Raw genomic sequence first — 22,310 nt, forward strand, 5'->3', positions numbered from 1 at the left:
ATCAACGCATCACGTCGGTAATCGGGCAGTAACTCTGGGTTTACGCGGGAAGAGCCGGAGAGAACTCGGAACGGCCTTCCCTCTATGCTCAAAAAGGTGATCACTGGGTAAACCGTGGCGACCACGTTTCGTAATCAGGGCGAAACCTGCTGGCCTATGTCTGCTTCGGTCCTTTGGACCGGTATTTGTAATTTTGCTGATCTACTCCGCTACTCTGATCGGCGGTCGGCATACCCCCCGCGATCGCATGCCTCCCAGGACCATCTCCATGCCGTCCGACAACTCCCAGCGGGTCCGGCGAGAGCGATCAGTTGCAGCTAAGGAGACCCATGAGGTTCAGCCTCGCGAGCCGGGCGGTCATCGCAGGACTCGTCGCCACGCTGACGCTCGGTGTCAGCGCCTGCGGCGGCTCGGACACCGACACCAAGGCCGCCAGCGCGGGCGGCGGGCTGGAGAAGACCAACCTGGTCGTCGGTGCCCTCCCCATTCCTGACGCGGCCTCGCTGTACATCGCCAACAAGCAGGGCTTCTTCCAGCAGGAGGGCCTGACCGTCAAGATCGAGACCGTCCAGGGCGGCGCACAGGCGCAGCAGGGCCTGCTGGGCGGCTCGCTGGACTCCACGCAGACCAACTACGTCTCGGCCTTCCTCGCGGTGTCGGCGGGCAACAAGCTGAAGATCATCTCTGACATGTACCAGGCGGCCCCGAACGCCTTCAACCTGATGGTCCCCAAGGACTCCACGATCGAGAACCCGGCCGGCCTCAAGGGGAAGAAGATCGCGGTCAACAGCCTCAAGAACATCGGCACCCTGGCGGTGACCTCCGTTCTCAAGACCTACGGGCTGACGGACAAGGACGTCGAGTTCGTGGAGTTCCCCTTCCCCGACATGGCCGGGAAGCTGGAGCAGGGCGTGGTCGACGCGGCCTGGATGACCGAGCCGCACCTGACCGCGGCACAGAAGAAGATCGGCGCCCGTAAGCTCGCCGACACCATGGTCGACGCGACCGCCGACTTCCCCATCGCCGGCATGGTGGTCACCGAGAAGTTCGCGAACGAGAACCCCAAGACGGTGGCGGCCTTCCAGCGGGCGCTGGACAAGGCCCAGAAGCTGGCGGCCTCCAACCGCAAGGTGGTGGAGGAGATCCTGCCCACCTACACCAAGATCGACGCGGCCACGGCCGCCGTCATCACCATGGGCTCCTTCCCGACCAGCCTCGACGAGACCCGCCTCCAGCGCGTGGCCGACCTGATGCTGGAGCAGGGCTACCTGAAGAGCAAGGTCGACGCCAAGAGCATCCTGCCGGGCAACCTCGGGTGATTGGCCGACGTCCGCTGGACAGCAGACTGCTCTGCGGCGCCCTCGGCGTCGCAGGGCTGTTCTGCGCCATGGAGGCCGCCGGCCGCACCGGCCTGATCAGCCCGGTCGTCTTCCCGCTCGCCTCGACCGTGCTCGGCCGCGCCGCCGAACTCGCCACCGAGGGGGACTTCCTCGCCGATGTCGTCTCGACCATCGGCGCGTGGGCCGCCGGCCTCCTGCTCACCGTCGTGATCGCCGTGCCTCTCGGCTTCGCGCTCGGCACCCTGCCACGGGTGGAGCGGGCGTTCCGCCCCATCCTGGAGTTCCTGCGGCCGATCCCCTCGGTCGCGCTGATCCCCCTGGCGCTGGTGCTGTTCTCTGACAAGACCGACATGAAGGTCATGTTGATCGTCTACGCGGCGAGCTGGCCGGTACTGATCAACACCATGTACGGCCTCAAGGACGTCGACCCGCTGGCCAAGGAGACCCTTCGCAGCTTCGGGTTCGGCCCGCTGGCCGTGCTGTGGCGGGTCTCGCTGCCCAGCACCGCACCGTTCATCGCCACCGGGGTACGGCTGGCCGCCTCGATCGCGCTCATCGTGGCGATCAGCGCGGAACTGCTCGCCGGGGGCGCCAGCGGCATCGGGACGTTCGTCATCGAGGCCGGCGGCAGCGCCGACGCGCTGGAGTACATCATCGCCGCGGCGATCTGGGCCGGGATCCTCGGCTTCGTCGTCAACGCGCTCCTGGTCCTCGTGGAGCGGCGGATCTTCCGCTGGCACACCGCCCGGACGGGGACGGCCCGATGAGCCGGCCGCTGCGCGCCGCCGTCCACCTGTGGCCGGTCCCGGTCGTCCTGGCCGGCTGGGAGCTGGCCGCCCGCGCCGCGGGTGACCTGTCCTTCCCCCCGCCGACCGAGATCGCCGCCGGAATACAGCGGATGTGGCTGACCGGCCCGGCCGGGCGGCTGTGGCTCAACGACGCGGCCCTGACGAACATCCCCGCGAGCATCGGCCGGCTGCTGGCCGGGTGGCTGCTGGCCGGGGTGGCCGGAACGGCCCTGGGACTGGCGATCGGCCGTTCCCCGGTGCTCTTCCGTTTCCTCGACCCGCTCATCCAGTTCGCTCGCGCCATCCCCCCGCCCATGCTGCTGCCGTTCTTCATGGCCCTGTTCGCCATCGGCCCCCGGATGCAGATCAACGTGATCGCGTTCGGCGTCGTCTGGCCGATCCTGATCAACGCCGCCGAGGGCGCCCGGCAGGTCGACCGCCTGCACCTGGAGACCGCCGCGGTGTTCGGTCTGACGCGCGGCCGGCGCCTGCTGCGGGTCGTCCTGCCCTCGGCGCTGCCGAACATCTTCGCCGGCCTGCGGGTCAGCCTCTCCCTGGCGCTGATCCTGATGGTCATCTCCGAACTGGTGGGCAGCACCGACGGGATCGGCTTCCAGCTCCTGGACGCCCAGAGGTCCTACGACCTGCCCGGCGTGTGGGGGACCATCGTCGTACTCGGTGTCCTGGGATATGTGTTGAACGCGATGTTCCTCACGGCCGAACGGCGCATCCTGTCGTGGCACCGGACCGCCAAGCAGACGAGCTGAGGACCTGCCGTGCTTGAGATCTCGAACCTGACCCACACCTACGGCACGGGCCCGTCCGCCCACCACGCCCTGGGCGGCGTCGACCTGTCGGTCGCGGAGGGCGAACTGGTGTGCATCGTCGGCCCCTCCGGGTGCGGCAAGTCGACACTGCTGCGCTCCATCGCCGGGCTCCTGCGCCCCACCGGTGGCCGGGTCGCGCTGAACGGCGTCCCCGTCGAGCGGACGCCTGACAACCTGGCCGTGGTCTTCCAGGACTACAGCCGCTCGCTGTTCCCCTGGATGTCGGTGGCCGACAACGTCTCCCTTCCGCTGCGCCGCAGAGGAATGGACAAGAAGGGGCGTGCGGAGGCCGCCGCGGAGGCCCTGGCGCAGGTCGGGCTGGAGGCCGCCGCCACCAAGTATCCGTGGCAGCTCTCCGGCGGAATGCAGCAGCGGGTGTCCATCGCCCGCGCGCTCGCCTACCGGCCCGCCCTGCTGCTGATGGACGAGCCCTTCGGCTCGGTGGACGCCCAGACCCGCGAGGATCTGGAGGACCTCACGCTGAGGGTCCGCGGCCACCACAACATGACCATCCTGCTCATCACCCACGACATCGACGAGAGCGTCTACGTCGGCGACCGTGTCGTGGTCCTGTCCAAAGCGCCCGCCGAGGTCGTCGGCGACCTGCGGGTGGATCTGCCCGGCCCACGTGACCAGATCACCACCAGGGAGCACCCCGACTTCGTGCACCTGCGCGCCGAGGTCGGCCGCCTCGTCCGTGGCATGCGGAGCCCGTCGGCCTCCGCCCGGTGAGAACCGGCCGCCCCGGCCGAGGAGGGGCGGCCGTGAGGACCGGACCGCGCAGGCGTCCGAGAACATTCCGTGCGGCGTCACGCCGCGTCTCCCCCGCCCGGAGGCGGGGCCCACGCTGGAGGTATTCGATGAACGACCCGCAGGCGCCGATCTGGGACGCGATCGGCGGGGTTTCCCGCTTCGCCGCCCTGGCCACCATGGCGGAGCTGGGCTGCGCGGACCACCTGCACGAGGGGCCGCTGAGCGTCGACGAGCTCGCGCTGCGCTGCCAGGCCGACCCCGCCGCGCTCGGCAGGGTGCTGCGCCAGCTCGCGGCCATGGGCGTGGTGGCGACCACGGCCCCCGGTGTCTACGAGCTGACCGAGGTGGGCGCCACCCTGCGCGAGGACGCGCCCGAGTCGCTGCGCCCCGCCGTACGGATGATCGCCGAGGAGGGTTTCTGGTACGGCATGGGCAACGTCCCCCGGACCACCCGGACCGGCCGGTCGGCGTTCGTCGAGCGCTTCGGCCCGATGTACACCCGATACCGGGACAACCCCGAGGTGGGTCGGCTGTTCGACGACTACATGGTGTCCAGGGCCTGGCCGGTCGCCCGGGCTGTGGCCTCCCGCTACGACTTCTCCGGCGTGCGGACCCTGGTGGACGTGGCCGGCGGCAAAGGACACATCCTGGCCGCCGTCCTGAACGCTCATTCAAATACGCGTGGCGTGCTGTTCGACCTGGAGCACGTGGTCCCCGGGGCGCGGCAGCTCATGGCCGAGGCCGGTCTTGAAGACCGATGCGAATTCGTCGGCGGCGACTTCTTCGTCTCCGTGCCCTCCGGGGCGGACGCGTACCTGCTGGGCAGCGTGGTGCACAACTGGTCGGACGAGGACGCGACGCGGATCCTGCGCAACGTCAGGGAGGCCATGGCGGAGGACGGCCGGGTGCTGCTGGTGGAGTTCGTCGTGCCCGACGACGACGCCCCTCACATCAGCAAGGACCTGGACATGCGGATGCTCGCCCTCTTCGGTGAGGGCATGGAGCGCGGCCTCTCGCACTACGGCGAGCTGCTGGCCAAGGCGGGACTGCGGCTCAGCCGCCAGATCGAGCTGGGCGGCGGGGCCTCCATCGTCGAGGCGCTGCCCGCCTGACCGGTCCGGAGCGGTCCTGCGCGGCGGCCGGTGACGTGGAGGCCCACGTCACCGGCCGCCGGCGTTCCAGGAGGGGCGCTCGTTGAGGAAGGCGACGTCCATGTCGGTGGTACGCCGATGCCCCGCGGCCATCTCCGCCAGATCCGCCGGGGTGAGCACCTCGGAGACGTCGCCGAAGCCGAGGGGCGCCCGCTCCGTGACCATCTGGATCGTCCGCTCCATCGGCATCTCCCGGTTGGCCAGGACCAACGGCGCGGTGGCCGGCCTGCGTTCCTCCTCGTACGCGGCCGGCCCGTCGACCGGTCCCGCGGCGGCCAGGCAGCGCGCCAGCGCCCGCGCGTCGAGAACGGCCTGCGAGCCGCCGTTGGACCCCACGGGGTACATCGGATGGGCGGCGTCACCCAGCAGGGTCGTCCTGCCTCGCCCCCACGATGGCAGCGGCTCCCTGTCGACCATGGGGTAGTCCAGGATCCGCCCGGCGTTCGACAGCAGCTCGGGCACGTCGAACCAGGGAAGTTTCCAGTCCGCGAAGTGCGGCAGCACGTCCTCCAGCCGCCCTCGCCGCGACCAGTCGGCGGCCGGAGCCGTCCCGCCCTCGGCCACCTTCACCTCCGCGACCCAGTTGATCCGGGTCCGATCCGGCGATACGGGGTAGGCGACGAGTTTGCACGAGTGGTTGGAGCCGGCGATCAGCAGAGTGGAGCCGTCCAGGAACGGGCGGCTCTCGGTGATGCCCCGCCACATCCGGACTCCTCCCCACAGCGGGGGCCCCTCGTCCGGGTGCAGCCGGGCGCGCACGGTCGAGTGCAGGCCGTCGGCGCCGACCAGGACGTCGGCGCCGATCTCGACGAGCCCGCCGGTGCTCGCGTCCCGCAACGAGGCGACGACGCCGCCGCGCCCCTCGGTGAGATTCTCGAAGGTCAGGCCGGTCCTGACCGCCGCGTGACCGAGCCGCTCGCGCACCGCGCCGAGCAGTGACATCTGCAGCGCGCCCCGGTGCACGGAGTACTGCGGCCATCGGTAGCCGGCGGCCTTGCCCCTGGGCAGCGACAGGATCGTGTTGCCGAAGCGGTCGGTGAAGGTCTGGAAGCTGGTGGGCACGCCGAGGCCCGCGAGCTCGTCGCCCATTCCGAGCTCGGTCAGCTCCCTGACCGCGTGCGGCTGGAGATTGATTCCGACCCCGAGAGGCCGCAATTCCCGCACCGACTCCGCGACCACGCATTCGATCCCCGCGGCGTGCAGGCTGAGAGCCGTGGTGAGACCACCGATTCCTCCGCCGACGACCAACACCCGCATACGTCCTCCACCCACGCCGGAAATCCATGGCGATTTTCCGTCAAGATCGCGAATTGTGGCTACAGCATACTTCGATGCCTTATCCGGGCTTCCCCTCAGGGAAAGCACTTCCCGAAAAGGCCGTCGAGAGAGGCGGGGCGAGGCGGATTCCACCGGACGGCAGGAGAATCGACCCCCGGAAACCGGCGGGCGCGGCCCGCCGGAACGGCTCCGGCGGGCGGAACGGAAAACCTGAAAGGGGGCGCCGAAAGCCGGAGACATTTTGAAGGATGATTCAACATCCGCGACCGGAGCCCTCTCTCCGATGTCCGGGGACCACGTCGGGGCTCTCTCCGGGCAGAGGGATCCTCCTGACGGAGGATTCAGCCTTGCGGTCGAGCCCTCTCACCGAGAGCCCGGCTCCCTCGTCGAGGATCCGGCTCCGGCGGAGAAGCCGTTCGAAGGAACCGGCGCGGACCCCGCTCCACGGGGTCACGACAAGGGCCCCGTCCCCGCCGCGGAGCCGTACGGCCCGGCGGCGGGGACGGGGCCCTTGCCCCGTTGTCAGCCCCTCGGTGTTCAGACCCTCAGTGTGAGGACGTGCTCCACCAGGGTGATCAGGGTCGTCTTCACCGCGTCCCGTGACCGGGCGTCGGTCCGGACGACGGGGATGTGCGGGGAGATCGTCAGGGCCTCCCGCACCTCCTCCTCGGCGTGGATGTGCGAGCCGTTGAAGCCGTTGAGGGCGACGACGAAGGGAAGCCCGGCCTCCTCGAAGTAGTCGATCGCCGGGAAGCTGTCGGCCAGCCTCCGGGTGTCGACCAGCACGATCGCGCCGATGGCGCCCTTGACGAGGTCGTCCCACATGAACCAGAACCGGTGCTGACCCGGCGTACCGAACAGGTACAGGATCAGGTCACGGTCCAGCGAGACCCGGCCGAAGTCCATGGCCACCGTGGTGGTCCGCTTGGTCGGGATGTGCGAGAGGTCGTCGACCTCCGCGCTGGCCTCCGTCATCACCGCTTCCGTGGTCAGCGGCATGATCTCGGAGACCGCGCCGACGAAGGTCGTCTTGCCGACGCCGAATCCTCCGGCCACGACGATCTTCGTTGACGTCATTCCGGCGTCAGAGCCTGCGAAGCCCACTGAGCACCCTTTCAAGCAAGTTGAGATCCGGCTTTCCGGCATCCAGCGACGGCTGGTGGATCTGCACCAGGCCCTCGGCCGCCATGTCCGCGATCAGGACTCGGGTGACGCCCAGCGGCATGCGCAGCAGAGCCGACAGCTCCGCGACCGAGCGCACCTGCTGGGACAACGAGATGATCGCCTGATACTCCGTGGAGAGCGTAGCCGAATCCACGCTCACGAATGTCGCCGAGGAGACCAGTGCCTCGAGCGCGAGCTGCATCCGGGGCGCGGTTCTCCCACCGGTCACAGCGTACGGGCGGATCAGCCGGTTCCGCCCGCTCTTGGCCTGGGGCGGGGCGGGAGAATCGTCTCCCTGGCCGCGCCAACCTGGTGCGTCCATATCACCTCCCTATCGCTGGGCCGACTGGAGCTCGGCCCGCAGCGCGGGCGTGAGCGCCTGTCCGGCACGCTCAGCCAGCAACGTCATCTGGTAGGCCACCAGGCCCATGTCGCAGTCCGGCGAGGCCAGTACGGCCAGCGCGGACCCGTCGCTGATCGACATCGTCAGCAGGAGGCCCCGCTGCATCTCGATCACGGTCTGGACGACCGGGCCGCCCTCGAAGACCCGGGAGGCTCCCTGCGTCAGGCTGATGAGGCCGGCGGTGATCGCGGCGAGCTGGTCGGCGCGGTCCTTGGGGAATCCCTGGGAGTAGGCCAGCGGGAGGCCGTCCGCCGAGACGATCACGGCGTGGGCGACCCCGGGCATCTCCTTGACGAACTCGGTGATCAGCCAATTGAAGCCCCGAGCGGCCTGACTGAGTTGGTGGTTCACTGCTTCTCTCTTTCGGCGGCGTTCAGCCGCTCGTTCATCTCAGCACGGCCCTGGCGGATGCCCTGCTGGAAACTGGAAAGTCGGCTGCGCACCCGCTCCGCGGAGAGCGGAGGGATGGGCGGAGGCGAAGCCTGGGCGGGAGTGGCGGATCCGGGGACGAGGTTGGCCTTCGGCACCCGCTTGGGCAGGCCCGAGCCGGTGACCCCGCCCAGCGACGGCTCCTTCGCCGCCTTGGCCGCGGCCCAGCCCTCGTCCGCGGGGCTGCTCCACGGCGCTCTCTCGACCGGCCTGGGCTGCCGGACGGGCAGCGGCTCCTCCACGGAGGGTTCCGGCCGGCGATCCGCCGCCGCCTCCGGCTCCGGCTCCGGGCGGGCGTCGCCGAGGTCGGGCGGGGCCGCCTGCTCGACGGAGGCACTGCTGCGGAACCAGTCGGACCCCACCGCCGCGAAGATCGGCAGGAACTCCTCCGGCTCCGGCTCCGTGGCCGACACCTCGACCGCGGGCAGAGACGGGCTGCTCTGCGCGGGCTCCCTGCGCGGCGGGGTCCAGGGGTCGGCGGGCGGCATCTCCGGCCAGGACGGCGAGGGCGCCGAGGGACCCGCGGGCGTTCCGGACGGCTGCCCGGTCCCGGGCCGTCCCGGCCCGCCCCGGCCGGGCCCGGAGGTCTCCCCGGGCGCCGGGTCGGGCCGCGCCGACGGGAAGGCCGGCGGTACGGACGTCAGCGGCGACGACCACAGGTCCTCCACCGCGGAGGCCGGGACCACGGGCGACGACCACAGATCGGCCGTCGGGGAGGCCGCGGGCGGCTGCGCGGCGGCCGGCGGCCGCTCCGGGGTGGAGGGCCGCTCGGGCGCGGCGGGCCTGCGGGGGGAGTCTCCCCAGCCGGACCCGAAGGGGTCGGGGCCGTCGTCCCCGGGCGAGCCGAAGACCGAGGAGGAACGGTCGAACGAGCCGCCGGCGGGCGCGCCGCCGAACGGGTCCGCGGCCGCCGGCGCGCCGCCGAACGGGTCCGCGGCTGCGGGCGCGCCGCCGAACGGACCGGCGTTGGACCTGCCGCCGAACGAGTCCGTGGCTGCGGGCGTGCCGCCGAACGAGGCTCCGCCGAAGGCGTCGGAGAAGGACGAGCCGGCGAACGACGACTGGGAGGCGCCCGGACCGGTCAGGGCCAGCTCCGGCGAGCCCTGGGCCACCACCTGCGGGGGCAGCATGACGACGGCGCTCAGGCCGCCGCTCTCCGGGCTGCGGAGCTGGACGCGGATGCCGTGGCGCATGGCCAGGCGACCGACCACGAACAGGCCCATCCGGCGGGACACCGACAGGTCCACGGCGGGGGGCTCGGCCAGCCTGCGGTTGGCCTCGCCGAGTTCCTCGTCGCTCATGCCGATGCCGGCGTCGGTGACCGCCAGGATGACGGCGCCCGTCTCGTTGACGTTGCCGCCCACCGTGATCTTGGTGTCCTGCGGCGAGAAGAAGATGGCGTTCTCGACCAGCTCGGCGATCAGGTGGACGATGTCGTTGACGGCCGAGCCGATGATCGAGATGCCGCCCTCGACCCGCAGCGCCACACGCTCGTAGTTCTCGACCTCCGAGAGGGAGGCGCGGACCACGTCGCTCAGCGGGACCGGCTCGCTCCACCGGCGGCTCTGCTCCTGACCCGCGAGGACCAGCAGGTTCTCGGAGTTGCGGCGCATGCGGGTGGCCAGGTGGTCGAGCTTGAAGAGGTTGGCGAGCCGGCCCTCGTCCTGCTCGCCCTGCTCCAGGTCGTCGATGAGGTCGATCTGCCGCTCCACGAGCGACTGGGTGCGCCGGGAGAGGTTGACGAACATCGAGTTGACGTTGCTCCGCAGCCGGGCCTCGTCGCCCGCCAGCCGGATCGCCTCGCGGTGGACCTCGTCGAACGCCCGTGCCACTTCCCCGATCTCGTCGCGGGAGACCACCCCGATGGAGGGCACCTCGACGTCCGGGGCGTGGTCGCCGGACTCGCGCAGCGTGCGGACCGTCTCGGGCAGCCGGGTGTCGGCCACCTCCAGCGCCTCGGACCGCAGCCTGCGCAGCGGCCGCACCAGCGTACCGGCCACCCAGGCGGTGATCAGCAGGATCAGGACCAGCAGGACGGCGATCGCGGCGCCGAAGATGATGGCGCTGCGCCGCTCGGCGGCCTCCAGCTCCTGGCTTCGGGCGACGACGGCCGTGGACATTCCGCTCTCGACCGTGCGCATGCCGTCCACCAGCGCCGAGGAGGTGTCGAACCAGTCGTTGATGCGCAGCGTCCGCGGCAGGCCGCGGTTCTCCCGCATCCGGGACATGACCAGGGCGCGCGAGGCGTCGGCCCGGGCGGCCTTGACGGTGTCGGTGGCGTTGTCGAAGCGCTTGATGTCGGTGGGCGAGGCGGCCGCGCGGAAGGCGGCCACCTGGTTCAGCTGGTCCTGCCAGGCGCCCAGGAACTGCGCCGGGTCGTCGAAGTCGAAGCGTCCCTCGATGCGGCCGACGAGCAGGATGCCGCGCAGCCGGGACGACTGCTCCCTGGCCTGGGTCAGCGCGCCCAGCGCGAGCGCGTCACCGATCAGGCGCTCGTCGCCGCCGCTCCGGCCGAGGTCGTCGTAGAGGGTGGTCAGGTCGTCGATCATGTCCGAGTACATGTCGAGGGCCGCTCGCGGCAGGACGCCGCCCTCGGTGAGCGGCTTGCGCAGGCCGGGGAGGCCGCGCAGCCAGTTGCGCATCCGCGTCGTCTCGGCGCGGACGCGGGCCGGCTGGTCGGGGCTGAGGGCGTCGATCGCGGCGAGCACGTCGACGCGGGTACGGTCGACCTCCTCGCGCTGCTCCCGGACCTTGGCGAGCCTGCGGCTGTTGCGGCGGTCGGCGATGTACCAGGAGGTGAGGTCGCGCTCCTCGGCCAGCTCGTAGGACAGGGTGCCGAGCTTGTCGACGAGCGCGGCGACCTCGGTCATCCTGCGGTACGTGTTCGCGCCGGACAGCGAACCGGAGAGCTGGAGCCCGCCCAGCAGCACGGCGGCGGCCGTGGGAAGCATGATCAGAGCGACCAGTCGCGGGCGTACTCGCCAGTTCGACGGCAGCAGTCTGCTCCCGGCGTTCGGCGCGCGGCGGCTCCGGCGGTCTTTTGTCTTCACTGGCCTACGTAACCCCTCGCCGGATTCGGATGCGGCGCAGACAATTTGAACACATCCTTTATTTCACTTCGAATGGCGTAAATATCGTCAAACCGCCATAAAAAGGACATAACACCAGGCTGTCATGCGGGCCGGAAAGAGGCCCTGGCCTCGGGGTCCTGATGCTTGATCATAAGGTGGCGGGTGACCGAATACTCCTGAACGGCCTCCTGGCTCATGTCCTTGCCGAAGCCGCTCTGCTTGACCCCGCCGTGCGGCGCCTCCGAGGCGATCGGCAGGTGGTCGTTGACCCACGTCACGCCCACGTCGAGCCGGTGCGACACGCGCAGCGCCCGGGCCACGTCCCGTGACCAGACCGACGAGGCCAGGCCGTAGGGGGTGTCGTTGGCCAGGCGGACCGCCTCGTCCTCGCCGTCGAAGGGCAGAACCACCAGCACCGGACCGAAAAGCTCGCCCCGCACGATCTCGCTGTCCTGGCGGGCGCCGGCGACGAGCGTCGGCGGGTAGTAGGAGCCGGGACCGTCGAGGGGCGCGCCGCCGCAGAGCACCGAGGCGCCCTCGGCGACCGCCCGCTCGACGAACCCGTGGACCCGGTCCCGGTGCCCCGCGGAGACCAGCGGGCCGATGTCGGTGGCGTCGTCCCAGGGGTCGCCCACCGTGACCTGCGTGAGCGTCGCGCGGAGCGCCTCGACGGCCTCGCCGTACACCTCGCGGGAGACGTAGACGCGGGTCGCGGCCGTGCAGTCCTGCCCGCTGTTGTAGGTGGCGCCCATGGCCACCCCGCGCGCCATCTCGGTCAGGTCGGCGTCGCCGAAGACCAGCGCCGGGGCCTTGCCGCCGAGCTCCAGGTGGACCCGCTTGAGCGAGCCGGCCGCCCCGCGCATGACGGCGCGGCCGGTCTCGGTGGAGCCGGTGACGCTCACCATGTCCACGCCCGGGTCGCCGACCAGCGCCCCGCCCACCTCGGCGTCGCCGAGGACGACCTGGAGCAGTCCCTCGGGCGCTCCGGCCCGGGCGAACAGCTCGGCCAGCCGCAGCGTGGTGCCCGGCGTCTGCGGCGCGGGCTTGATGACCACGCCGTTGCCCGCGGCCAGGGCGGGGCCGATCTTCCACACCGCCATCACGAGGGGGAAGTTCCACGGGGAGATCGACGCGACCACGCCGACCGGGCGGCGGACCATCACCGAGGTGTAGCCGGAGCTGAACACCCCCGCCCCGGTGCCGTCCAGGGAGCGGGCCGCGCCGGCGAAGAAACGGAGGTTGTCGGCCGCGAACGGCAGTTCGCCGTCGCGGAACACCGCCGCGGGCTTGCCGGTCTCGGCGACCTCCAGCCGGGTGAGCTCCTCGGCGTCGGCCTCGACGAGGTCGGCCAGGCGCAGCAGCACCTTCGCCCGCTCCGCCGGGGTGGCCTCGCCCCACTCCGCGAACGCGGCCCGCGCCCGCCGTACGGCGGCGGCCACCTCCGCGACGGGGGTGTCGGCGACCTCCCGCAGGAGCCCGCCGGTCGCCGGGTTGATCAACTTGCCCATGGTCGTTCCCTCGTGGTGGTGGGCGGGGTTCCTCGTCCGCCCCGGCCGGGCCTCTCGCGGCGGAGGGGCCGGGCCGGGGCGGACGGCGGCGTCCCGCCCGGTGGAGATCCCGCGGGGACCGGGAGGAACCCGCGGGGGCGGACGTCAGGCTCCGGGGGCTCCGGCCCGCTCGATCAGGTCGGCGGCCCTGCGCAGGCCGTCGCGGCGGCGGATCTCCTCGCCGGCCGCGGCCAGCCGCTCGCGCAGCGCGGTGTCGCCGAGCAGCCGCTCCAGCGCGCCGGTCAGCTCGGCGTCGGTGAAGGTGTAGGTGCCGAGCCGCACGCCGTAGCCGAGCTCGTGGACGCGCTGCGCGTTGTCGTACTGGTCCCAGAACAGGGGCAGCAGGATCATCGGCTTGCCGAAGTGCAGCGCCTCGGTGGTGGTGTTGTTGCCGCCGTGGGTGATGACCAGGTCCACCATCGGCAGGATCGTGGTCTGCGGGAGGGTCTCGGCGCCCCACATGTTGTCGGCGAGCTTGATCTCCTCGTGCAGCGGGCCCTTGGAGACGATGAAGCGGTGCGGGGTGGTGGCCAGCACGTCGATGACGCGCTGCATCAGCGCGACGTCGGCCGAGCCGAGCGAGCCCAGCGAGAAGTAGACCAGCGCGCCGTCCCGGGACGCCAGCGGCTCGGGCAGCTCGAACTCGGCGTCGGTCTCGCGGACCGAGGAGTCCAGGCGGTGCCAGCGCTCGTCCAGCGGCCGGGCGTCGGTGTAGTCGGCGATCTCCGGATAGAGGTAGAGGTTCAGGTCGCCCTCGTGGATGAAGTCCAGGTCGGGCAGCGGCTCGGTGCCCTGCGCGACGCACCACTCGTTGAAGGCGCTCCACAGCTCACGGTGGGTGCGGTCGTACTCGGCGCGGAAGGCGTCCCACTCCGAGCGGTCGTCGGCGGGCAGTCCGGAGAAGACCGGCGGGACGTTCTCGCCGCGGACCTCCAGCGGGTTGCACGAGACGATGCGGACGAACGGCTTTCCCGCGGTCAGCAGCGCCGGGAAAGTGATCACATTGTCCTCGACGATCACATCCGGCCTGACCCGCCCGATGATTTCCCTCAGCTGCGGCTCGCAGTACTTCACACCGTCGATCAGCGCTTCCCAGATCGGCTTGGTCACCGTCTCCAGCTGCTCGGCGGTCGTCTTGCGGTATTCCGGCGCGGTGTCGCGGATGAAATCCTTCCAGAACTGCCCGGCGTCCTGCTCCTCTTCGGACGGAGGCGCGAGGTCGACCAGGTCCTCCTCGAATCCGAGCGCTTCCAATTTGCCCTTCCAGGAGGCCTCAGCTGCGAAGACGACCCGGTGACCGCGCTTGCGGAGAATGTCACCGATGCCGATGCAGTTGTTCGTCGGCCCGTAAGCGCTCTCCGGCATGAACAGGATCGTGAGCGACATCACGCCTCCGTATGTTGTGGTGTTCTGGGCTTTGAAGAGTGGTTCAATTCTGTGTCTGGCTAAATCGCCGGAAAGGGGCCACCATGGACCCCGGGGTCACGGATTTCTTTTCAACGAGCGGGGTATCATGACGCGCAAGAACCGGGCGGACAGGCGGCTCGATCTCATAGCGGCCGCGCACCGGGCGATAATCCGGCACGGCACCGACGGAGTCCACCTCAACCACGTCGCCGAGGAGGCCGGGCTGACCTCCGGGGCGGTGCTCTACCACTACCCCCAGCTCGGGGACCTGCTGGTCGACGCCCACCACGCGGGGATGGAGCGCTTCTACGAGCAGAGGCTGAAGCGGATCGCGGGCATGCGCGACCCCGTCGAGAAGCTCGTCGTCACCATCCGCTCCGGTCTGCCGCACGGGCCGGACGACCCCGACGTGCGGCTCCTCAACGAGCTGGGCGGGGCGGCGCCGCGCAACCGGATGTACGCCCTGCTGCTCACCACGCTCTACGACCGCCAGGTCTCGCTGTACCAGAGCGTCCTGGAGACCGGGGCCGCCCTGGGGGCCTTCACTCTGGCCGACGACTCCCTGGTCGTCGCGCGCAACCTCGTCGCGCTCGAGGACGCGTACGGTTACCGCATAACGGCCCGCCACCCGGTGATCGGCCCGGAGGAGGCGGCGGAGCTCATCCTGGCCTACGCCCGGACCGCGACGGACAACCCGCTCAAGACGTCTCACTGAGGCACCAGCACCCCGTCGTCCGCCGTCCAGCGGAGGGCCACCGCCGATCCGGTCCGGACCCTGGTGGCCCCCTGGACGGCCACCAGGACCGGCGCCGGGCGTCCCGGCACGACGACGGAGACGTGCGAGACGCCGCCGTAGAAGCTGACGTCGGCCACCTTCCCCCGCAGCACGCCCCGCTCCCCCGCCGGCTCCGCCGCCGCCTCCGCCGGGGACTCCGGGGACTCCGGGGACTCCGGGGACTGCTCCGTGAGCTCCGCCGGGGCCTCCTCCACGGGTTCCGGGGACGTCTCCCCCGAGCCCGCCGGCTCCTCCGGCACGCCGAAGTCCGCCAGGCTGATCCGCTCCGGCCGTACGGCCAGCAGCGCGGAGGCCCCCTCGGGCAGGTCCCCCGCACCCGGCAGGACGCCCAGCGGCCCGCCGTCCAGGCCTCCCGCGCGGACCTCGCCCTCGAAGAGGTTGGCGGCTCCCACGAACCCGGCGACGAACGGCGTGCGGGGCCGCTCGTACAGCGCCACAGGCTCGTCCACCTGCTCGACGCGGCCCGCGTTGAAGACCGCGATCCGGTCGGCCAGCGACATGGCCTCCTCCTGGTCGTGGGTGACCACGACGAAGGTGATGCCGACCTCGTGCTGGAGCCGCTTCAGCTCCAGCTGCATCTCCGCGCGGACCTTCTTGTCCAGCGCGGACAGCGGCTCGTCGAGCAGCAGCATCCGGGGCCGCTTCACGATCGCGCGGGCCAGCGCGACCCGCTGCCGCTGGCCGCCGGACAGCTGCTGCGGCCGGCGTCCGGCCATCTCGGCCAGGCCGACCTTCGCGAGGACCTCCTCGACGCGCTCGCGGACCTCGGCCCGGGGCAGCCGCTCCCGCTCCAGGCCGTAGGCGACGTTCTTCGCCACGGTCATGTGCGGGAACAGCGCGTACGACTGGAACATCAGGTTGACCGGGCGGCGGTGCGCGGGCAGCGCGAGCAGGTCGGAGCCGTCGAGGGTGACGGCTCCGGAGTCGGGGGTCTCGAATCCGGCGAGGATCCGCAGCAGCGTGGTCTTGCCGCAGCCGCTGGGGCCGAGCAGCGCGAAGAACTCCCCCTGCCGGATGTCCAGGGAGACCTCCGACAGCGCCGTGATCTCGCCGAACCGGCGGCTGACACCTGTGATCTGCAGCATTACGACAGGGACTCCGTCAGTCGGGTCATCCGCTGGGCCACGATCACCACGGTGAAGCTCACCGCCAGCAGCAGGGTCGCCAGCGCGTTGATCTCCGGGGTGACCCCGAAGCGGACCATTGAGTAGATGACGATGGGCAGGGTCGGCGCGGTCGGCGCCGCGGTGAAGAACGCGATGACGAACTCGTCGACCGACAGTGTGAACGCCAGCAGCGCGCCCGCGGCCACGCCGGGCGCGAGCTGCGGCAGCGTGACGCGGAAGAACGTGGCGAACGGCGTGGCGCCGAGGTCCCGGGAGGCCTCCTCCAGGGAGGTGTCGGCGTGGCTGAGCCGGGTGCGGACCACCGCGGTGACGAACGCCATGCCGAACACGGTGTGGGCCAGCAGCACCGAGTGCAGCCCGAGCGTCATCTTGACCGCGGCGTAGAACACCAGCAGGCCGATGGCCAGCACCAGGTCGGGCAGCACGGCGGGCAGCACGCCCAGCGCGTCCAGCACCCGCGACCTGGTGTGGCGGGCCAGGCCCACCGCGAGCAGGGTGCCGAGGACGGTGGACAGCGCCGTGGACCCCGCGGCCACGATCAGCGTGTTGACCAGGCCGTCGCGGATGGTCGCGTCGCCGGCGAGCTCGCCGTACCACTTCAGGCTGAAACCGGCGAAGACGTAGGGCGACTTCCCGGCGTTGAACGACATGGCGACGAGCACCACGATCGGGGTGTAGAGGAAGACGTAGGTCGCCCAGAAGGGGACGTACAGCAGGCGCGGTCTACGCACGGCGGGAACTCCATGCCTGCAGCAGCAGCAGGACGATCAGTACGGCGAGCAGCGCCAGCGAGAGCGTGGCGCCGAACGGCCAGTCGCGCGCGTTGAGGAACTGGTCGCGGATCAGGTTGCCGACCATGATCGAGCGTCCGCCGCCGAGCAGCTCGGGGATGACGAAGTTGCCGAAGCTCGGCACGAAGACGAACAGGCAGCCGCTGAGCACGCCCGGCAGGGTCAGCGGCAGCGTCACCGACACGAACGTGCGGGCCGGCCGGGCGCCGAGGTTGGCCGACGCCTCGCGGAGCTGCGGGTCGAGCCGTTCGATCGCGGCGTACAGCGGGAGCACCATCAGCGGCAGGTAGGAGTAGACCAGGCCGGTGACGATGGTGCCCTCGTTGTACAGCAGTTCCAGCGGCTTTTCGACCAGGCCGAGTTTCGTCAGCGCGGAGTTGACCAGGCCGGGACCGCTCAGCAGGATGATCCAGGCGTAGATGCGGACCAGGAAGTTGGTCCAGAAGGGAAGCACGATCGCCACCAGCGCGATCGTCTTCCATCTCCGCGGCAGCTGCGCGATCAGGTAGGCCGTGGGGTAGCCGACGAGCAGCGCGATCAGCGTGGCGAGCGCGGCCAGCCGCAGTGAGCCGACGACCACGTCGAGGTAGAGCGGGTCGAGGAGCCGGGTGAAGTTCTCCCCCGTGACCTCGTGGACGACTCCGCCGAACCGTCCCCGGCGGAACAGCGTGTAGCTCAGCACCAGCGCCAGCGGCACCAGCAGGAAGACGACCAGGTAGGCCAGGCCGGGGCCGAGGAAGGTCAGCCGTCCGATCACACGCGACCGGTGCGGCCGCGGACCCGCGGCCGCACCGGAGACGGTGGAAGATGTCACTTCGCTGCCTTGACCTCGGTCTGGAGGCGGCTGAACTTGGTCGAGTCCTCGCCCAGGTCGACGATCGACTCACCCTGCAGGAGCTGGGAGGGGGTCATCTGCAGCGGGGTGTTGTCGGCCTTGAGCTTGGCGTCCACCCGGTCCATGGCGGCCTTGTTCGGGACCTTGTACAGGATGTTCTCCGCGGCCCAGCCGTGGATCTCCGGGTCGAGGATGTAGTTGATCAGCGCGTGGGCGGCCTCCTTGTTCTTGGAGGACTTCAGGATCACCATGGTGTCCACCCACAGGTCGCTGCCCTCCTTGGGCACCACGAACTTGATGTTCTTCTCGGTGGTGGGGCACCAGCCGTCCCACGCCTCGACCATCACGGCCTCGCCCGACTTGAGCTTGTCGCCGAAGGTGACGTCGTCGTAGCCGAGCAGGTGGGGCTTGGCCTCCAGCAGCTTCTCCTTGACCTTGGCCAGCTCCTCGTCGCTGCGGGTGTTGACCGAGTAGCCGAGCGCCTTGATGGCGGGCAGGGCCAGCCAGCGCTCGGTGGTCATCATCGTGACCTTCTTCTCGGCGTCCGGGGCCGGGCTGAGGATGTCGTTCCAGCTCGCCGGCGGGGTCTTCACCAGGTCGGTGCGATAGCAGATGCCGGTGGTGCCCCAGGTGTAGGGGACGGAGAAGACGTTGCCCTTGTCGTAGGCCAGTTCCTTGGCCTCGGGGTAGAGGTTGGCGAGGTTGGGGATGAGCTCGGGGTGGAGCGGCTCCAGCAGCCCGGCCTCGTTGAGCGCCTGGGCGTACTGGCCGGAGACGAACGCCACGTCGATGCCGCTGTCGGCGCCCGAGGTCAGCTTGGCCATGGCGGTCTCGTTGGTGTCGTGCGGCGTCACCTTGAGGTCGAACTTGAGCTTCTCCTTGACCTTCTCGGGAAGCTCCTTGGGCGTGTAGCCCTCCCATACGGTGAGGGTGACGCTCTGCTTCGTCAGGTCGGCGTTCGGGTCGAGCTGCGCGGCCGCGGCGGTGGGGCCGCCGGCGTCCGCGGCGGTGGTCTCACCGGAACCTCCGCCGCAGGCGGAGACGGCGAGGGCCAGGCCTGTGACCAGCGCGGCAGCGGAGAGGGAACGGGGGGACCGAGCACGGAACACGGCCGCTACTCCTTCGGAATTCAGGTTAAGGGGGGTAGACCGGCCGTAACGGACACGGCAGACCAAAGCAGGAGTGTTGCAGGCAAGAATATCTTGAGCAAGACTTTGCCCGACAACGTCCCAGGGAAGTTTGATCAGTTTGTTAAATCCACGTTCAATCTGGGAGCGGCTCGGAGCTCCGCCGCGTGCCGGTGATGGGCGCAGCGGTGAACTCATCAAGGCTCTGACCAGCGAAATTCCTTCGCCGTTCGCCGTGAGACAGTTCCGGCCGCTTCCCGGGACGGATGTCGGAAGCTTTTCATCGCTTATTCAGTCGACACCTGTTTCCGCCGGGTGCCCGCCGGTGGAGCGGGGCTTCGACGCCGACCAGACGAATCACTCGGTGATCGTCGGCGAGAGCGTGGTCGTGAAGTGGCTCACACCCCCCGCCTCGCTTCCCCAGCCGGCACCCGAGATGTTCGCCCATCTGACCGAGGTCGGTTTCACCGCCACCGCCACGCCGTACGCGGCGGTGACCCGGCGCGAAAACGGAGACGGGGGTGACGGCGAGGTGCTCCTCGCCCTGGTCACCGCCTACCTCCCCGACGCCTCGGACGGCTGGGAGTGGTGCGTGGACGAGGCCGCGGGCGGCGGGGCGGCCTTCGCCGCCGAACTGGGGACGCTGGCGGCCGACCTGCACGCGGCCCTGGCCACCCCCTCGTCCGCCGTCCCCGGCCCGGTACGGCACGCCCCGATCAGTCCCGAGCCGCACGGGCGGGCACTGGCGGCGCTGGAGGAGGCGCTCGCGCTGACCGGCGGCGAGGACGGTGACTGGCTCGCCGCCCGCGCCGGCGCACTGCGCACCGGGCTCGCTCCGCTGGCCGGCGCGGGCCCCACCCCGCTGATCCGTATCCACGGCGACCTGCACGTCGGCCAGATCCTGCGTTGGCGCGGCGGCTACGCGGTGATCGACTTCGACGGGAACCCCACGGTCACCGGAGCGGACCCCTTCCAGCCGGCCGCCCGCGACCTCGCCCAGCTGACCACCAGCGTCGACCACGTCGCCCAGGTCGCGATCAGGCGCCGTGGGGCCGACCCGTCCGCGGCCGGCGCCTGGGCGACGGCGGCCCGCACCGCGCTGGAGACGGCCTACCGCGCCCGCCTCGCCGAGCACGGCCGGCCGGACCTGCTGGACGACTTCCTGCTGCGGCCCTTCGAGATCGAGCAGGAGTGCCGGGAGCTCGTCTACGCCGCCCGGCACCTGCCGCGCTGGCGCTACGCGCCGATGGGGGTCCTGCGGTCCTGGTACGGCTGAGCCGCCGCGCCCCTGAGAGATCCCCGCGAAACCCGCGGAGCCCGGGAAGCCCGCGGAGCGGAGCCCGGGAAGCCGCGCACCCGGACTCCGCCCCCGCCGTCCCCACCGCCGAAGTCACCCCGGACCCCGGGGAACACCCGCCGAAGGAGAGAAGCGAACGTGAACCCCGAGCTGTACCTCGCCGACCTGGAGGCCAAGCCGGCCGCGCTGACCGGGCTGGCGGACGCCCTGGAGGCAGGCGACCCGTTCGGCGCCCTGCCGCCCGCCGTACGGCGGGTCCTCCTCCTCGGCATGGGCAGCTCCCGCTACGCCGCCGGGGTCGCCGCGGCGCGCCTGCGGGCGGCGGGGATCGACGCGGTCGCCGAGTACGCCTCCGCCGCCGCCTCCTACCCGCCGGACCCCGGCACGCTCGTCGTGGCGATCTCCGCGACCGGCGGCAGCCGGGAGACCCTCGACGCGGTCGCCCGCCACCGGGGCCGGTCGTTCGTCCTGGCGATGACCAACCGGGAGGGCTCGCCCGTCACCGAGGGCGCCGACCTGACGGTCCCGATGTCCGCCGGCGAGGAGCGCGGCGGGGTGTCCTGCCGTACCTTCCAGCACACGATCGCGCTGCTGCTGGCCCTGCACGGCCGCCTGACCGGCTCGGGACCCGACGTGCCCGCCCTGCTGCGCCGCTCCGCCGAGGCCGCCGCCGACCTGCTGGAGCGGCGCGGCGAGTGGCTGGAGCGGGCCGCGGAGCTGCTCGACGGCCCGCACGGTGTGTACACGATCGCCCCCGCCGAGCGGCTGTCGTCGGCGGAGCAGTCGGCGCTGATGTTCCGCGAGGGCCCGCGCCGCGCGGCCGACGCCTGCGAGACCGGCGACTGGGCCCACGTGGACGTCTACCTGACCAAGACCCTCGACTACCGGGCGATCCTCTTCCCCGGGTCCGCCTACGACGAGCAGGCCATGGACTGGATCCGGCAGCGGGGCTCCACCGTGCTCACCGTCGGCGGAGAGCTGTCCGGGGCCCGGGACTCCGTCCGCTACCGCCACGACGACGACCCCGGCGTCGCCCTGCTCACCGAGACGCTGGTGGCCGAACTGGTCGCCGCCCGGTGGTGGATCGGCTGAGGACCGCCCCCCCCCGCCGGCACCGCACCGCGGGACGCCGGCCGCCCGGGGCGGTCCCGCGGGCCGTACGGAGGCCGGGCCACACGGCGCCGGCCCGGCCCCGACGCCTTGATCGGCCCCGGCGACGGGCCGGTCAGGCGCGGCGGGAACCGGTCAGGCGGGCATGCCGTGGCCCGTGCGGACCCGCAGGACGTGCTCGACCAGCGTGATGAGCGTGCTCTTGACGGAGTCGCGCGAGCGCGCGTCGGTGGTCACCACCGGGACGTACGGCGCCAGCGCCAGCGCCTCGCGCACCTGGTCCTGGGAGTGCATGAACTGCCCGTCCCAGCCGTTGATGGCGACCACGAAGGGCAGTCCCGCCTCCTCGAAGTAGTCGATCGCGGGGAACCCGTCGGCCAGCCTGCGGGTGTCGACCAGGACCACCGCGCCGAGGGCGCCGCGCACCAGGTCGTCCCACATGAACCAGAACCGGTGCTGACCCGGCGTGCCGAACAGGTACAGGATCAGGTCCTGGTCCAGCGAGACCCGGCCGAAGTCCATGGCCACCGTGGTCGTCGTCTTGTTGGGCGTCAGTCCCAGGTCGTCGATGCCGGCGCTGGCGTCGGTCATCACCGCCTCGGTGGTCAGCGGGAGGATCTCCGAGACCGACCCCACGAACGTGGTCTTCCCGACGCCGAACCCGCCGGCGACGACGATCTTCGTCGAGGTCAGGCCGCCGGGGTTAGAGCCTGCGAAGTCCACTGAGCACCCTTTCGAGCATGTCGAGATCCGGCTGCCCCTTGTCCAGCTGCGGCTGGTGCAGGCGGACGAGGCCCTCGTCCGCCATGTCCGCGACGATCACCCGGGCCACGCCCAGGGGGACCCGCAGCAGGGCGGAGATCTCGGCGACCGACCGGAAGGACCGGCACAATCTGATGATGGCGTCCTGCTCGGGGGTGAGCAGGACGAGTTCCTCGTCCGTGACGAACGAGGACGAGACCAGCGTCTCCAGCGCCAGGTGGTAACGGGGCTCGGCGCGGCCGCCGGTCATCGCGTACGGACGGAACAGGGGCTCCTCGTCCCCGATCCCGTCGTTACCGATCATGGA

The 22,310-nt window shown here is 71.0% G+C and carries 21 protein-coding genes; 8 read left to right on the plus strand and 13 right to left on the minus strand.

Annotation, left to right across the window (positions count from 1 at the left end):
- Positions 1-329: 329 nt before the first annotated feature.
- The 5 genes from ACZ6W9_RS17615 to ACZ6W9_RS17635 all read left to right on the plus strand — a co-directional run bounded on the left by ACZ6W9_RS17615 (position 330) and on the right by ACZ6W9_RS17635 (position 4,820).
- A complete protein-coding gene (locus tag ACZ6W9_RS17615) occupies positions 330-1,319 on the plus strand; it encodes an ABC transporter substrate-binding protein (RefSeq protein ID WP_389964997.1) in 990 nt (329 codons plus the stop codon).
- Positions 1,316-2,107 carry an ABC transporter permease gene (locus ACZ6W9_RS17620; RefSeq protein WP_389964994.1) on the plus strand — a complete coding sequence of 264 codons (792 nt, stop codon included), beginning with the start codon at positions 1,316-1,318 and terminating at the stop codon, positions 2,105-2,107. Before ACZ6W9_RS17615 ends, ACZ6W9_RS17620 begins: the two co-directional genes overlap by 4 nt.
- Entirely contained in the window at positions 2,104-2,895 is a 792-nt protein-coding gene (locus ACZ6W9_RS17625) for an ABC transporter permease (RefSeq protein ID WP_389964991.1), read from the plus strand. Before ACZ6W9_RS17620 ends, ACZ6W9_RS17625 begins: the two co-directional genes overlap by 4 nt.
- 9 nt (positions 2,896-2,904) lie before the next feature.
- The gene (locus ACZ6W9_RS17630) at positions 2,905-3,687 is read left to right on the plus strand and encodes an ABC transporter ATP-binding protein (protein ID WP_389964988.1); all 783 of its coding nucleotides are present in this window, start codon (positions 2,905-2,907) and stop codon (positions 3,685-3,687) included.
- 128 nt (positions 3,688-3,815) lie between these two features.
- A complete protein-coding gene (locus ACZ6W9_RS17635) occupies positions 3,816-4,820 on the plus strand; it encodes a methyltransferase (protein ID WP_470118627.1) in 1,005 nt (334 codons plus the stop codon).
- A gap of 48 nt (positions 4,821-4,868) precedes the next feature.
- On the opposite strand, the gene ACZ6W9_RS17640 is transcribed toward ACZ6W9_RS17635, so the two are convergent.
- The 7 genes from ACZ6W9_RS17640 to ACZ6W9_RS17670 all read right to left on the minus strand — a co-directional run bounded on the left by ACZ6W9_RS17640 (position 4,869) and on the right by ACZ6W9_RS17670 (position 14,137).
- Positions 4,869-6,116: a flavin-dependent oxidoreductase gene (locus ACZ6W9_RS17640; RefSeq protein WP_470118629.1), complete on the minus strand. Its 1,248-nt coding sequence runs from the start codon at positions 6,114-6,116 to the stop codon at positions 4,869-4,871.
- A gap of 558 nt (positions 6,117-6,674) precedes the next feature.
- Positions 6,675-7,214, minus strand: coding sequence for a GTP-binding protein (locus ACZ6W9_RS17645; RefSeq protein ID WP_362930698.1), 540 nt, complete (start codon positions 7,212-7,214; stop codon positions 6,675-6,677).
- A gap of 7 nt (positions 7,215-7,221) precedes the next feature.
- Positions 7,222-7,503 carry a DUF742 domain-containing protein gene (locus ACZ6W9_RS17650; RefSeq protein ID WP_373287382.1) on the minus strand — a complete coding sequence of 94 codons (282 nt, stop codon included), beginning with the start codon at positions 7,501-7,503 and terminating at the stop codon, positions 7,222-7,224.
- Positions 7,504-7,632: 129 nt separating this feature from the next.
- Complete coding sequence (locus ACZ6W9_RS17655) at positions 7,633-8,055, minus strand: roadblock/LC7 domain-containing protein (RefSeq protein WP_179819103.1); 423 nt, start codon at positions 8,053-8,055, stop codon at positions 7,633-7,635.
- On the minus strand, positions 8,052-11,183 hold the full coding sequence (locus ACZ6W9_RS17660) for a sensor histidine kinase (protein ID WP_470118632.1): 3,132 nt from the start codon (positions 11,181-11,183) through the stop codon (positions 8,052-8,054). Before ACZ6W9_RS17660 ends, ACZ6W9_RS17655 begins: the two co-directional genes overlap by 4 nt.
- A 122-nt stretch (positions 11,184-11,305) precedes the next feature.
- Positions 11,306-12,712, minus strand: a complete 1,407-nt coding sequence (locus tag ACZ6W9_RS17665; RefSeq protein ID WP_470118634.1) for an aminobutyraldehyde dehydrogenase — start codon at positions 12,710-12,712, stop codon at positions 11,306-11,308.
- Between the two features lie 144 nt (positions 12,713-12,856).
- Complete coding sequence (locus ACZ6W9_RS17670) at positions 12,857-14,137, minus strand: glycosyltransferase (RefSeq protein WP_389964971.1); 1,281 nt, start codon at positions 14,135-14,137, stop codon at positions 12,857-12,859.
- Positions 14,138-14,264: 127 nt separating this feature from the next.
- Here ACZ6W9_RS17670 and ACZ6W9_RS17675 point away from each other — a divergent pair, with 127 nt between their 5' ends.
- Positions 14,265-14,873: a TetR/AcrR family transcriptional regulator gene (locus ACZ6W9_RS17675; RefSeq protein WP_389964968.1), complete on the plus strand. Its 609-nt coding sequence runs from the start codon at positions 14,265-14,267 to the stop codon at positions 14,871-14,873.
- On the opposite strand, the gene ACZ6W9_RS17680 is transcribed toward ACZ6W9_RS17675, so the two are convergent.
- From ACZ6W9_RS17680 to ACZ6W9_RS17695, 4 genes are read right to left on the minus strand one after another with little or no spacing between them, the layout of a single operon-like run.
- The gene (locus tag ACZ6W9_RS17680; RefSeq protein ID WP_470118637.1) at positions 14,867-16,039 is read right to left on the minus strand and encodes an ABC transporter ATP-binding protein; all 1,173 of its coding nucleotides are present in this window, start codon (positions 16,037-16,039) and stop codon (positions 14,867-14,869) included. The two genes, ACZ6W9_RS17675 and ACZ6W9_RS17680, sit on opposite strands and share 7 nt — an antisense overlap.
- On the minus strand, positions 16,039-16,812 hold the full coding sequence (locus ACZ6W9_RS17685; RefSeq protein WP_389964962.1) for an ABC transporter permease: 774 nt from the start codon (positions 16,810-16,812) through the stop codon (positions 16,039-16,041). The genes ACZ6W9_RS17680 and ACZ6W9_RS17685 overlap by 1 nt, the downstream gene beginning before the upstream one ends.
- Positions 16,805-17,629 (minus strand): ABC transporter permease, encoded by an 825-nt coding sequence (locus ACZ6W9_RS17690; RefSeq protein WP_389964959.1) that lies wholly within the window; start codon positions 17,627-17,629, stop codon positions 16,805-16,807. Before ACZ6W9_RS17690 ends, ACZ6W9_RS17685 begins: the two co-directional genes overlap by 8 nt.
- A gap of 53 nt (positions 17,630-17,682) precedes the next feature.
- Positions 17,683-18,816 carry a polyamine ABC transporter substrate-binding protein gene (locus ACZ6W9_RS17695; protein WP_389964956.1) on the minus strand — a complete coding sequence of 378 codons (1,134 nt, stop codon included), beginning with the start codon at positions 18,814-18,816 and terminating at the stop codon, positions 17,683-17,685.
- Between the two features lie 343 nt (positions 18,817-19,159).
- Between ACZ6W9_RS17695 and ACZ6W9_RS17700 the strand changes: the two genes are divergently transcribed.
- Positions 19,160-20,110, plus strand: coding sequence for a hypothetical protein (locus ACZ6W9_RS17700; RefSeq protein WP_470118640.1), 951 nt, complete (start codon positions 19,160-19,162; stop codon positions 20,108-20,110).
- 159 nt (positions 20,111-20,269) lie between these two features.
- Positions 20,270-21,223: an SIS domain-containing protein gene (locus ACZ6W9_RS17705; protein ID WP_389964950.1), complete on the plus strand. Its 954-nt coding sequence runs from the start codon at positions 20,270-20,272 to the stop codon at positions 21,221-21,223.
- A gap of 153 nt (positions 21,224-21,376) precedes the next feature.
- Here the strand turns inward: ACZ6W9_RS17705 and ACZ6W9_RS17710 are convergent, their stop codons facing one another.
- Positions 21,377-21,934, minus strand: coding sequence for a GTP-binding protein (locus tag ACZ6W9_RS17710; protein ID WP_389965199.1), 558 nt, complete (start codon positions 21,932-21,934; stop codon positions 21,377-21,379).
- Between the two features lie 10 nt (positions 21,935-21,944).
- The gene (locus ACZ6W9_RS17715) at positions 21,945-22,307 is read right to left on the minus strand and encodes a DUF742 domain-containing protein (RefSeq protein WP_362930670.1); all 363 of its coding nucleotides are present in this window, start codon (positions 22,305-22,307) and stop codon (positions 21,945-21,947) included.
- Positions 22,308-22,310: the final 3 nt, after the last annotated feature.

The organism is Streptosporangium sp. NPDC053982 (assembly GCF_055585205.1).